The 13,020-nt window shown below is 47.3% G+C and carries 11 protein-coding genes (1 of these 11 running past the window's edge); 10 read left to right on the top strand and 1 reads right to left on the bottom strand.

The genetic code is table 11. The features are described from left to right. Positions 1 to 247: 247 nt before the first annotated feature. The 8 genes from AB432_RS26070 to AB432_RS26035 are packed head-to-tail and all read left to right on the top strand — an operon-like array spanning position 248 to position 8,230. Positions 248 to 1,336 (top strand): ABC transporter ATP-binding protein, encoded by a 1,089-nt coding sequence (locus AB432_RS26070; RefSeq protein ID WP_048034774.1) that lies wholly within the window; start codon positions 248 to 250, stop codon positions 1,334 to 1,336. Next, a complete protein-coding gene (locus AB432_RS26065) occupies positions 1,333 to 2,487 on the top strand; it encodes an alkaline phosphatase family protein (protein ID WP_048034773.1) in 1,155 nt (384 codons plus the stop codon). Before AB432_RS26070 ends, AB432_RS26065 begins: the two co-directional genes overlap by 4 nt. Next, positions 2,488 to 3,375, top strand: coding sequence for a carbohydrate ABC transporter permease (locus AB432_RS26060; protein WP_048034772.1), 888 nt, complete (start codon positions 2,488 to 2,490; stop codon positions 3,373 to 3,375). 10 nt (positions 3,376 to 3,385) lie between these two features. After that, positions 3,386 to 4,213 (top strand): carbohydrate ABC transporter permease, encoded by an 828-nt coding sequence (locus tag AB432_RS26055; RefSeq protein ID WP_048034771.1) that lies wholly within the window; start codon positions 3,386 to 3,388, stop codon positions 4,211 to 4,213. A 32-nt stretch (positions 4,214 to 4,245) separates the two neighbouring features. Further along, complete coding sequence (locus AB432_RS26050; RefSeq protein WP_048034770.1) at positions 4,246 to 5,571, top strand: ABC transporter substrate-binding protein; 1,326 nt, start codon at positions 4,246 to 4,248, stop codon at positions 5,569 to 5,571. A 27-nt stretch (positions 5,572 to 5,598) separates the two neighbouring features. Next, positions 5,599 to 6,333 carry an HAD hydrolase-like protein gene (locus AB432_RS26045; RefSeq protein WP_048034769.1) on the top strand — a complete coding sequence of 245 codons (735 nt, stop codon included), beginning with the start codon at positions 5,599 to 5,601 and terminating at the stop codon, positions 6,331 to 6,333. After that, on the top strand, positions 6,330 to 7,262 hold the full coding sequence (locus tag AB432_RS26040; protein WP_048034768.1) for a sugar phosphate isomerase/epimerase family protein: 933 nt from the start codon (positions 6,330 to 6,332) through the stop codon (positions 7,260 to 7,262). Before AB432_RS26045 ends, AB432_RS26040 begins: the two co-directional genes overlap by 4 nt. Continuing rightward, positions 7,247 to 8,230 carry an NAD(P)-dependent oxidoreductase gene (locus tag AB432_RS26035; RefSeq protein WP_082196000.1) on the top strand — a complete coding sequence of 328 codons (984 nt, stop codon included), beginning with the start codon at positions 7,247 to 7,249 and terminating at the stop codon, positions 8,228 to 8,230. The genes AB432_RS26040 and AB432_RS26035 overlap by 16 nt, the downstream gene beginning before the upstream one ends. A 423-nt stretch (positions 8,231 to 8,653) precedes the next feature. Here AB432_RS26035 and AB432_RS26030 read toward each other — a convergent pair whose 3' ends face one another. After that, a complete protein-coding gene (locus AB432_RS26030; RefSeq protein ID WP_162630270.1) occupies positions 8,654 to 9,355 on the bottom strand; it encodes a geobacillin-26 family protein in 702 nt (233 codons plus the stop codon). A 328-nt stretch (positions 9,356 to 9,683) separates the two neighbouring features. Between AB432_RS26030 and AB432_RS26025 the strand changes: the two genes are divergently transcribed. Both AB432_RS26025 and AB432_RS26020 read left to right on the top strand, forming a co-directional pair. Continuing rightward, positions 9,684 to 11,966: a DEAD/DEAH box helicase gene (locus AB432_RS26025; protein WP_048034766.1), complete on the top strand. Its 2,283-nt coding sequence runs from the start codon at positions 9,684 to 9,686 to the stop codon at positions 11,964 to 11,966. Next, a protein-coding gene (locus tag AB432_RS26020) for a ribonuclease H-like domain-containing protein (RefSeq protein WP_048034765.1) crosses the window boundary here: on the top strand, positions 11,956 to 13,020 show its 5' portion. It continues 318 nt past the right edge of the window; 1,065 of the gene's 1,383 nt are visible here — the first part of the coding sequence; it begins with the start codon at positions 11,956 to 11,958; its stop codon lies off the right edge, out of view. Before AB432_RS26025 ends, AB432_RS26020 begins: the two co-directional genes overlap by 11 nt.

The raw sequence follows: 13,020 nt of genomic DNA, 5'->3' as shown, positions 1-13,020 counted from the left end.
CAAGATAAGAAACACATACAAATACTCTCATAAAGAAAAGCAATCGGATCAAGGAAAGGTTGATCTGATTGCTTTTTTTCGTCGTGTGCGCTGGTTTACAAAGACCACAATGCGCTTTGATACGCAGTTAACAATGCTGGATTACGATGAGTGTACAAACATTTTTGAACAAAAATGAGTTTGTTGGTGTGTATAAGAAAAAATAACAATTGTCCAATAAAGATTGAATGATGAAGGGGTTTTCAACATGTCGAGTATTATGCTGAAGTCATTGTCCAAGCAATATACCAACGATAAATACACCCTGGACGATATCAGTCTGGAAATCAAAGACAAAGAGTTCCTGGTGTTATTGGGACCGTCCGGATGTGGAAAATCTACACTGCTCAGAATGATTGCCGGGATTGAAGAGATCACCCAAGGCGATGTGTACATTGGTGATGTTTGCGTCAATGAAGTGGAGCCAAAGGATCGAGGAGTTGCGATGGTTTTTCAAAACTATGCCCTTTATCCACATATGACCGTATACGAAAACATGGCATACGGCCTGAAAATAAAAAAGATCAAAAAAGCAGAGCGAGAAAAGCGCATCAAGGCAGCAGCGGATATTTTGCAAATTGATCATTTGTTGAAACGGTTCCCCAGTCAATTGTCTGGTGGGCAAAAACAGAGGGTAGCCATCGGGCGAGCGATCGTAAAGGAGCCAAAGGTCTTTTTGATGGACGAGCCTTTGTCCAATCTGGATGCCAAGCTGCGAAATGAAATGAGAATGGAGATCAAAAAGCTGCATGAGCGCCTGGATTCGACGTTCATTTACGTGACGCATGATCAGGTGGAGGCGGTTACCTTAGGGGATCGAATCGCGATTATGGCAGAAGGGAAGTTCCGACAAATCGGAACGCCGATGGAAATCATCGATTGCCCAGTGGATATGTTCGTTGCCAATTTCATCAGCTCACCGCCCATTAATTATATGGAAGCGAGTCTGATTCAGCGAGATAGCGGGGTCTATGTGGAGGTAGACGGGGTGCTGCTGGAAACCAATCTCCCGCTCGACGTGATGGAACAAGCTCCTGAGATTGTCGCGGGAGTCAGACCAGAGCATTGCTTTCTCACCGAAAACAGCGACGAGGCACTCGCCATGGAGGTACTGTTCACGGAAATTATCGGAACGGATGTGCTGATCCATTTGAAGTATAACGGGAGCAATTTCATCGTGAAAAAAAGCTTTACCCAGACGTATGCAAAGGGTCAAAAGGTGAACGTAGGGATTAATTCCGCTCATGTCCATGTATTTGACAAGCACACGCAAAAGAACCTGAGGTGCCGCCCATGAATGTACTCATCTCGTTAGACGGCATCAGTTATCAAAGCTTTGAACCTTACGCGCGGCACTGGATAGAAAATGATTACTCCTTTTGTAAAAAACTGATCACGACGTTTCCTTCGGTTACATTTACCGCACATGCGGCAGCGATGACCGGGAGCCAGCCGGGTAAGCATGGTGTCTTTGATAATATCGTAGCTCGCCCGGAAACGCTGGAAAGAGTAGCGTTGTATGGCGACCACGAGATTCTTTGCAACGAAGCACTTCATAAGCAGACGATTTTTCATTCGTTGGCGAGACAGGCAGGAACGAGCTGCTGCATTCATTGGCCCATGACGTCCGGAAATCCGTATATACACCATTTGATTACGGAATCGGGCAGCAAAAAAAAGCTAAAGTCAAAGGTTTCAGTTGAGGAAATCGACGATGTCGCACGGCGTGAAACGATGCGGGCGATCAAAACGGAAACCTATGATTTTATAGCGGCAAGGTTCGTCGGTTATGATGCGTTGTCTCACCAATATGGGAAAGACTCGACGGAGGCAATGCGGTGCCTAAAGGAACTGCTTACGTATCTCGATCAAATTGAGCAAACGTTGAAAAAGACACAAAAACCATTCAACCTGATCATTTTCTCAGATCATGGGCAAAGCGATATTCGCTCGTTTTTTTACCCGAATGAGATTTTGGCCAAAAGCCAGTGGAAGCAGCATTTTCGAAACAAACAAATTAAATTCGTCGGGGACGGCAGCGGGGCGTTGTTGTTTTATAGCTCGTTAGACCATCAGCAAAACAAAGAAATCATGGCGTTTTTTGAACAGATGCCAGAAGTGAACCAATTTTATGAGCTGGCAGAGGACACTCCTTCAACGTGCAGGCCCTTCGGCATCCTCGATTTGAAGCATACGGTATGCGGTGAAGATATTGCGTTTCCCGAACAACCGAAATACAAGGAGATGAAAAGCCTGCACGGGTATCATCCCGCCAATGTCGATGAGATGAATGGATTTCTCTTGTGCTTAGGGGATGCCTTTACGAAAAGCAAAGTGATTGAAGAAACAAACATCGAAAACATTGCACCCACACTGGCGCAGTTGTTCCAAATTGCTCATCCATGTGATGGGCAACCGATCAAAGACATCTTCAAGGAGTACGAGTAAATGGGCAGACCAATCAGCAAAACGATCAAGGATAACGCGTGGTCGCTTGGGTTACTTTTGCCGACACTGATTCCGTTAGTTATTTTTTGGATCTACCCCATGATCAAAACGTTCCAGATCAGTTTTACCGACTGGAACTATATTTCACCTGATTATGACTACGTTGGGCTGGAAAACTACCAAAACTTGATGAGCGATGCTTTCTTCGGGAAGGTGCTGCTGAACACCTTGGTGTTTACCTTTTTTACAGTCGTTCCGCCGATCCTGTTCGGGCTGTTCGTGGCGATCCGGTTAAACAAAATACAGAAGTTTCGCCATTTCTTTGTGGCGAGTGCCTTTTCATCGTGGATCACGCCGACTGTGGTCGTGTCCATGGTATGGGTCAGCATATTCGATGCCGATTCGGGGATTGTCAATTATGTCCTGAAAGGTTTCGGTATGGAGCCAGTGAAGTGGCTGGGTGGACAAACGACAGCGATGATTGTCGTCATGATCGTCACCATCTGGCAGTACATGGGGCTGGGAATCTTGCTGCTTTCCTCTGCTCTCGCGAAATTGGACCCGGAAGTAGAGAAAGCGAATGTTTTGGATGGAGGGAGAGGATTACGAAAATTGTTCAGAATCACCTTGCCTGCGATCTCACCGATTCTTGTTTTTCTGTTCGTCTTTTTTACGCTGAATTCTCTCAAAGCCTATGATCAGATTTACATTTTGACGCAAGGCGGGCCTTCAGGTGCGACTTCGACCATCTTGTACTACTTCTACGTGCTCGCTTTTGAATATTTTGAGACGGGACCAGCTTCAGCGTTGGCGATGATTTTCTTAGGTATGTGTCTCTTGATCAGCGCATTGAATTTCTTCTTGTCCAAACTACTGTTTACCAAATGAGGTGGGAGCTGTGTCCTTGGCAAAATTAAAAACAGGCATAAATTATGCAATGTTCATTTTGTTAAGCGTACTGATGGTGTTTCCGTTTCTCTGGATGTTCTTGATTTCGATCAAGTCCAAAAGCGAGGTGTACAGCGGGAGCCTGCTGCCTTCTACCTTTCATTTTGAGAATTACATCCGCGTATTCACGGAAACGAAGATGCTGCTTTATTTGTGGAACAGCATTTCTGTCAGCCTAATCATCATTGTTTTTCAAATTTTCACCGCGATTTTTGCGGCGTATGTCTTCGCGACGGCGCAGAAAAGATGGGTTCGGTACTGTTTCGTGCTTATTTTGGCGACGTACATGCTTCCATCAGCAGTAACGTATATTCCATCCTTTATTTTGCTGTCCAAAGCGAATTTGCTGGATACGCACTTCGGTTATATTCTCAGCGAGCTCATCAGCATCTTTGCGATCTTTTTCCTGCGGCAATCGTTTGCGCAGGTGCCAAAGGATGTGGTGCATGCTGCCAAGCTGGATGGGGCGGGGCATCTACGACTCATTTTCACCGTGTATATCCCTTATTGCAAAAACGCGATTGCTTCGCTGGTGTTGATCACGTTTATTTACAGCTACAACAACTATATGTGGCCCTCGCTCTTGATCAAGTCGGAGGAAAACATGTTCGTCACGATTGGTTTGCGGCGGTTGTTTATGAGTCAGGCGGGCTACGGGATGGACTTCCCACTGGCGATGGCAGCGTGTGCGATTTCACTGGCGCCTATGCTGATCCTGCTCGCAATTGCCAGCAAAAGAATTATTCATTCCATGGCTAATCTGTATGTCAACAAATAGACCAAGACCGCTATGTACTGGGAGGAGTCATTGTGAAAAATCGGAAGCGAAACACCAAGGGCGTCATTTTTTCCATCCTGAGTTCTGCGCTTATTTTTACGGGAGCCGTTGGTTGTTCGAACAACGCCGCATCTGACAGCAACACAAATGCAGCATCCAGCCCGAACGAGAAAATCAAGCTGGAGTTCTACTACGGTCTCGGCGGCAAGCTCGGGGAGACGATGCAAAAAATCGTGCAGGACTTTAACAGCAGCAACGAAAAATACGAGGTCGTTCCGATTGTCCAAGGTGACTACAGCGAGACGTTGCAGGCACTCCAGGCATCGCTGGCAGCAGGCAAGCCCCCAGCCCTGGCAATCAATGCTTATCCGGAATTTATGAAGCTGGCGAAAAGCGAGGCATTGCTGCCGTTGGATGAGCAGATTAATCAGCCGGAGTATAAAAAGGACGATGTTCTGCTGCTAGAGCAAGGAAAGTACAACGATACGATGCTGGGTGTTCCTGCCTATGTCAGCACACAAATGATGTACTACCGCAAAGATATTTTTGACAAATACAAGATTGACTACAATGCACTCACGAGCTTCGAGCAATTGGCGGATGCAGCCAAGCTCATCAAAGAAAAAGAAGGAATCAACGGCTGGTCCATCATGTGGTACACGGAGCATTTGATCGACTACGCCCGTTCTGCTGGCGGCGATATCGTGAGCGAAGACGGCAAGACTGTCACGATCGACTCGAAGGAATGGGTGTATGCGTGGGACAGCATTCGCAAGTACATTCATGAGGACAAAATCATGGATACCGTCTATGGCGGCAATGGCTGGGAATGGTGGTACAAAACCATCGACAACGTGATGAACGGAAAATCCGCAGGTTACACAGGCTCTTCCGGTGACGGGGGCGATCTGGATTTCACCAAGGTAGCAACCGGTATGCAAAAAGGCTTCAATGGACAACCACCTAGACCTGTAGCCATTTCGGTCATGTTCAACCTGTTCAAAGCATCCTCCAAAGAACAGCAAGAGGGCGCGTGGGAATTCGTGAAGTACTTCTCGGAAGCAGAAAAAACAGCGTACTGGGCCGTACAAACAGGCTACATTCCCATTCGGGACAGCGCCGTGAACACAGAAATATACCAGAACAAATTGAAAGAAAATCCGTACTTCTCGGTACCTTTGGAACAGGCGAAAACGAATGGAATTGCTCCTTTTGTAGACCCGACAGGCGGCAAAATTTATGCAGAAATTGAGTTGGCGAAAGACAAGGTGCTGATCGAAAACATTCCTGCCGCAGAAGCGCTCAAAGTGGCGAAGGAAAAGGCACAAAAAGAACTCGAAAAAGCACTGAATCAATAAAACATAGCGAACAGGAGAGATGGAAAAATGAAAAACGGTATCGCATTGGCTGTATTTGATCTGGCAGGAACGTTGGTAGAGGACGATAACGCAGTGAGAGATTGTCTGCATAAAGCGGCTGTGGAATACGGATTAAACGTGACACCAGATGAAATCAGCACGCACATGGGAACGAACAAGATTCATCTCTATCAATATTTGATTGCGAGAACAAAAGGAAACATCATCGACTTCAAAAACTTTGAAATCGATATCGACAGCTCGACGCATGAGGAAGCGGTTAAGCTGTATGAGCGGTACACCGAATACATGATTGCGTTCTATCAGGAAAATTGCCGAGAAATCGCAGGCGCAACCGAAACGCTGAAATGGTGCCAGGAGAATGGCATCAAGGTAGCGACTGGGACAGGGTTCCACAAAGAGATCAACAGCGTCATCATGGAGTCGCTCGGTTGGGTGAAGGATGGCTTGATCGATTACGCAGTAGACCTGGATATGGTACCAGAAGGCAAAGGACGCCCGGCACCGTTCATGATTTTCAAGGCGATGGAATATTTGAACGTCCAAAACGTCAGACAAGTCATCAAGCTCGGCGATACACCAGCAGATATGCTGGAAGGCTACAACGCAGGCTGCAAAGCGGTCATTGGCGTGATGCAAGGCTCGACGCCAATCGAGGTATGGGGCAAGTACTATCATACGCATGTGCTCGACACCGTAAAAGAGTTGCCAGAGCTGATTCTGTCCGGGAAAATCGTATGATCTACCCAGTGGAGAAGATGGCGAGTATCGGTATAGTCTTGCCTAAGCTGTTTCCTTTTTCACAAAGCAGACCAGAACAAATGCTTCCGAGTCTCCTTGCGATCCTGGAAGACCCATTCTTTACAGCGGTAGAAGTCTCCTATATCGCGGACAAAGAGACAAGGGAACAAGCGGCAAAGTATATGGCGTACAGCGGAGTCGAGGTTATTTTCAACGGCGGGGATGCAGCCAGAGAATTGCAGATTGATCTCAGCTCCTTGGACCCGGCCGTTCGCAACAAGTCTATCCAATCAGGCAAAATGCTGATCGACCACTGCTATGAAATGAACGCGAAAATCATGCATATCGTGACGGGCAAATTCGAAGGCGAGGAAAACAAGCCGAAAAACATCCAGGCGTTTATTGCTTCGGGCATGGAGCTGTGCAAGTACGCAAAAGAAAAAGCCGATACGTACGAGCTGTGCATTTCCTTGGAGATCGGGGATCGGCTTGTCGACCGCAACTATTTGCTCGGACCTACTCATGAGGCGGTGCATGTAGCAAGCGTGATCCGCAGCGAGTACGACAATTTTGGCCTCTTGCTGGATCAAAGCCATCTGCCGATTATGGGTGAAGACCCGCACAAATCCTTGTGGCTGGCCAAAGATTATTTGACACACATTCATCTCGGAAACTGTTACTTGAAAGACAGACAAGCCAGCTATTTCGGGGATAAGCACCTTCCGTTTCACGTCAAGGATTCGGAGGTTGGCATGAACGAACTGACGACGTTCATCACGACGCTCAATGACATTCATTTTTTCAAGAGCCCAAAACCGACCAGAAAGCCAGTCATGACCTTTGAGGTGGGGCGCTTTGAAAATGAATCGCCAATGCTGGTAATCGCCAATGTAAAACGCGCTTTTTACGAAGCATGGGCCAATGCATAAACGAAAAGACTGGGGCTGTGGCAGAAGTGAATGTATTGATTACAGGATATTTTACCGATTACTCCAAGCAACGCGTGACACAAGCGTTTCCGCAGGATTGGCGCATACAGATCGTGGAGCCCGAGCAGATCGAGTTATTTATCAGTGAAGCAAATGTATTGATTCCCGAGCATATCCAAGTAAACGAAGATTTGCTGAACAAAGCGCACAACTTGAAGTTTGTCCAGACGGGTGCGGGCTTTGACAACGTGGATATTGAGGCATGCACGAGGAAAAACATTTGGGTGAGCAACGCGGCTGGCGTGAATGCAAACGCAGTAGCCGAACATATTATGGCGCTGATTCTGGGGTATTACAAAAACATCTCCTTTCTCGATCAATCGATGAAAAATCGGGAGGATGAGACCAAGCTCATCTACGTCGGTGGCGAGCTCGCAGGAAAAACCATCGGTACCATCGGCTTTGGTGCCATTGGCTCTCGCGTAGCGGAGCTGGCAAAAGCCTTCCGGATGAAGGTGCTAGCGTACGACACTAACCCAAACAGACAGAGCGATGATGCCGCAATGGTTGATCTGGACACGCTAATTGCCGAGTCTGACGTGATCACCCTGAACATTTTTCTGAACGAATCCACAAGACATTTAGTGGACAAGCAGTTTTTAGCTAAAATGAAAAACGATGCACTTCTTGTCAATACAGCGAGAGGGCCGATCATTTGTGAAGAGGACTTGATCGAAGCACTGAAAAACAATGTGATTGGCGGAGCGTGCCTTGATGTGTTCACAGTGGAGCCTCTCAGCGTGGACAGTGAACTGCGTGCTTTGAAAAATGTCGTGCTGACGCCGCATACAGCAGGCATGCCTGACGGAACCAAATTCCACGAGAAAAGATACCAATTTTTTGTGGAAAACATACAGCGAATCCAACGAAATCAAACGCCGCATAGTCATTTAAATCAGCTTTCCTAAACAAAAAGCCGGGATCAGTCAGCCATCAGAGACTGGTCCCGGTTCGTTTTCATGCTCCCGTATCCTGGACAAATTTCCCCCGAATAGCTCCAGCTTCACATCTACGCGTGAAATCGTATCGGGACGTAAGGGGAGCTCAGCATTTTTTGTTCACTTGCGCCATGCCTTGGGATTTTGCCGATAAAGTAGGTGCAATACATAGCGATTTTAGAAATAGCTTTTAACGCTTTTTCAGTTCTTCTAGAAGTTCAATTATTTTATCATTTTGCACTGTAATTCTTTTTACACTGAATGCGATGGGTAATAGTAAAGCAAATATCAAAGGGAGAATTACTAATTCTAACATCAAGGGTAATCACCTCCAATTAATATTATAGATGTTGAAAAAGCTAATCCGCCCTAAGAGAAAGGCGGATTTATAATTTACTGAGTTATAATTTCTTCATAAGATTCGTTAGAGAGCGGAGCAATTTTTGGTGTTTCAATAGAAATCTTATAGAAGGTCCGATTCGCTATTCTTACTGTAGGTAGCATATCATTCATAATCGTTAAGCAAGTAGCAGTTAATGCAAGAGTAGCGGCAATTCCAGCCAAAACAGATAACGTCAACTTCGCTGCTGGTGTTGCAGTAATAGCTGTGACAACTACTGAAACTCCTATACTAGGTACACCGATAGCGAGAGCAGTAGCAAGATTATCTTCTTTACTTTCTAATGTGTCAATTGCCTGGATAAAATCTTTGATATTGCTAGAGTTCTTATTATTTTCGAAGGTGCTTTTAGTATTACCTTCCCATTCCAGAGCCCAAAAATCTTTTCCATTAGAGTAATTATACCATCCTCTATACTCACCGTCATAAAGTAAGGAGGAGCCTCTTTCATTAGGTCTTGCAGCCTTTAAGCTTTTTTTCTGTTTGTTTTTACGTTGTTCATCCAAGTTTATGGTGAAACCTTCATCATTGTCAGTAATTATTTCTAATTGATTAGTTTCTTTATTTAACCGGGTAATTACTTGTTCACTGTCACTAATAATCTTAGTTTCTCTAAACTGATCATCTTCTTTAATATAATCAATATGCACATTTTCCTCTGCAAATTCATCTATTTCTTGTAAGGTATCATTCATGGACTCTATGTACTTAATGTTACTAGATTCGGTAGCCGAAGTTGGAGAAACAACTGAGGTAAACGTTAAGGTCCCTAATAATAGCATGGAACCTAGCTTATAAAGTCTGTTTTTAAAAAGTTTCAAAATAAAACACCCTTTCATATCGTTTTTTGTATTGTTTTACAAATTATGTAAAAAATTGCGTTTTCCTGCTGGAATAAAATAAATAAATATAAATTATGCCGCGACTTTCGCATCTTGAATAATATCTGTTCAAAGTGGAGCTTTATTCCATGTTTACATACCGAACGTCCATTCGTAAAATGGTAGCAAGAAGGTGACGAAAATGAATGTGAAAAAAAATATCGCAGCCATATTGGATCACATAAAAACAGAGGAACGATTTCGCGATAACATTGCGCATTGGAAGGTCATTCCTGCTCGTGAAGCAAAGTCCGTTCCATTCCCAGATGAACTGGACGAACGAATTCGAGACGCCCTGACGAATAGAGGCATTCCTTCCTTATACACGCATCAAGAAACGTCTTTTCGCCATGTGCGCGAAGGCAAACACATCGTCGCGGTTACGCCAACGGCGTCAGGCAAAAGCATGTGCTATCATTTGCCGATCCTCCAGACGTTATCGGAAGACACGCAGGCTCGGGCTCTTTACTTGTTTCCAACCAAGGCCTTGGCGCAGGATCAAAAGGCGGAGCTGCACGAGCTGATTACGGAAATGGGCCTTTCGATCAAATCCGAAACATACGATGGTGATACGCCTGCAAATATCCGGCAGATGGTACGCAAAGCAGGAAATATCGTCATCACCAACCCAGACATGCTGCACTCCGCCATTTTGCCCCATCACACTAAGTGGGTGTCCTTTTTCGAGCATCTCAAATACATCGTGATTGACGAGCTACATACATATCGTGGCGTTTTTGGCAGTCATGTCGCCAATGTCATTCGGCGGTTGAAGCGCATTTGCGCCTTTTATGGGAGCCACCCGCAATTTATTTGCACATCGGCTACCATCGCCAATCCAAAGCAATTGGCGGAAGCCCTGACAGAAGAAGAGGTAGAGCTGGTCAACAACAATGGTGCTCCGTCTGGCATCAAGCATTTCCTTTTCTACAATCCGCCTGTGGTCAACAAGCAGCTCAATATTAGACGCAGTGCCACATTGGAGGCGCGGGACATTACTGAGCAGTTTTTGATCAATGGCATACAGACAATTCTGTTTGCGAGAAGTCGTGTACGTGTAGAGATTTTGCTGACCTACTTACAGGAGCTGATTCGCCGCAAGCTTGGACCGAAAACGATCCAAGGGTATCGCGGAGGCTATTTGCCGAGCCAGCGCAGAGAAATCGAACGCGGCTTGCGCAATGGCGACATTATGGGGGTGGTCAGCACCAATGCGCTGGAGCTCGGAGTAGATATCGGGCAGCTTCAGGCGTGTGTCATTACTGGCTATCCGGGCTCGGTCGCAAGCACATGGCAGCAGGCAGGTCGGGCGGGAAGGCGGCAGGGGGAATCCGTCGTCGTCATGGTCGGCAGCTCCACGCCGTTGGATCAGTATGTGATCGCCAATCCGGAGTACTTTTTCGACCGCAGTCCTGAGACAGCGCGGATCAATCCCGATAACCTGATCATTTTGGTGGATCATCTCAAATGTGCGGCATACGAGCTGCCGTTTCGTGAGGGAGATACCTTCGGACGTGCGGAAATCGTGGAAATTCTGGAGTTCTTGACCGAGGAGCAGGTGCTTCATTACTCGCGGGGCAAGTGGTTCTGGATGAACGATTCATTCCCGGCCCACAACATCAGTCTGCGGTCAGCTTCGCAGGAAAATGTCGTGATCATCGACATTAGTGAGCGGGGAAATGAGCGTGTCATCGGGGAAATGGACCGTTTCAGCTCCATGACGCTCTTGCATGACGAGGCGATCTACCTGCATCAAGGGACGCAATTCCAGGTGGAAAAGCTGGACTACGAGGAAAAGAAGGCGTATGTCCGGGAAGTGCAGGTCGATTATTACACGGACGCCAACTTGGCCGTCTCGCTCAAAGTATTGGAGCAGGATCAGTCCCGTCGTCATGCACAGAGCACGTTGGCTTATGGTGAAGTGGCTGTGAATGCGATGGCGACGATCTTTAAGAAAATCAAGTTCGAAACGCATGAAAACATCGGCTCGGGACCGATTCATTTGCCAGAAGAAGAGCTGCATACAAATGCGGCGTGGATTGGTTTTTCTGAAGCGCTGCTCGGCGAGATCGGGACAGAGGATGTGGAACGTGGCTTGGTTGGTTTGGCGCATGTGTTGCAGCACGTAGCTCCGCTGTTTGTCATGTGCGACCCGATGGACCTGCACGTGATACCGCAACGAAAGGCTGTTCATTCGCAAGAGCCGACGATTTTTCTGTACGACCGTTATCCGGGAGGCATCGGCTTGAGCGAGCAGGTGTATAAGGAAATGGAGACGATTTTGACGCAGGCAGAGCGGATGATTGTCTCTTGCCCATGTGAGTCAGGCTGTCCGTCTTGTGTGGGAGCGACAGATGACGGCAGCAAAGGGCTAGCCATGACCTTGCTGCGAATCGCTCAAGGGGGAAGTACATATGTCTCTTAAATCCAAGCTGCAACGGATGAAGGGACATCTCTCGCTGGAAACGGACAAAGCGGTAGCGCCAGCAGGCGAACCTGAAACGCCCATTCGCCAGAAAGAGCCGGAGGAAGAGCCGAGGGCGGCTGTACCAGCGGATAGCAGCGCCGAGCTACAGATACCTTTTGCCGACAAGTGGAAGCAAATGCAGGCATCGCCCTACATCTGGGATGACGAGTACGTCATGATTCGCGAGGTTCGCTATCCGATCGATCAGCAGCATGGCGCTTACGCCTTTTCGGAGTTGTATGAGGCGATTCGTATGTGGGAAGCGGCTGGTCGAGAGCATCCGCTGTCCGCTGCGGGCAGGAAGCCAGAAGACTTGCTGTTTTTCGATACGGAGACGACAGGGCTGTCAGGCGGGGCAGGCAATGCGATTTTTCTTTTGGGGTACAGTCGTTTCGAGGGGGAGCATGTCGTGGTGCGCCAGCATTTTCTCCCGGGCCCGCATGCAGAGGTGACCTTGTACCAATCGTTTTTGGAGCAAACACAGAAGTCCTCGCATCTGGTGACCTTTAATGGAAAGTCCTTTGACTGGCCGCAGGTGCGGACGAGGCATACGCTGGTGCGCGATCAAGTGCCTGCTCTTCCTACCTTTGGTCATTTTGACCTTTTGCACGGGGCGAGGAGACTGTGGAAGGCGGAGCTGGAATCATGCCGATTGGGTATCATCGAGCAGGAAAAGCTGGATGTTTTTCGCGAGGATGATTTGCCCGGCTATTTGGCACCGGTGCGGTATTTCGACTTTTTGCATGACCAAGACCCTGATGTCATCGAAGGCGTGCTGCGGCATAACGAGACGGACGTCCTGTCTCTGATCACGATGTACATTCACATAACACGGCTATTGGTAGGGCAAGGGAGTATAACGGTATCTCCTGAGGAAAGCTACGAAATTGCCAGATGGTACGACGCGCTTGGGGATCAGGAAGCCGCTATGGCAGGCTATCGTCTCGTCGCAGACAGTGAGCATGCGTGGAGTAACCGGGCCAAGCTCGCCATCGGTCATCTGTACAAAAAG

Origin of the sequence: Brevibacillus brevis (assembly GCF_001039275.2) — a bacterium.
GTDB lineage: Bacteria > Bacillota > Bacilli > Brevibacillales > Brevibacillaceae > Brevibacillus > Brevibacillus brevis_C.
The sequence above is the reverse complement of the archived record's forward strand: the minus strand, read 5'-3'. Positions and strand labels throughout refer to the sequence as shown.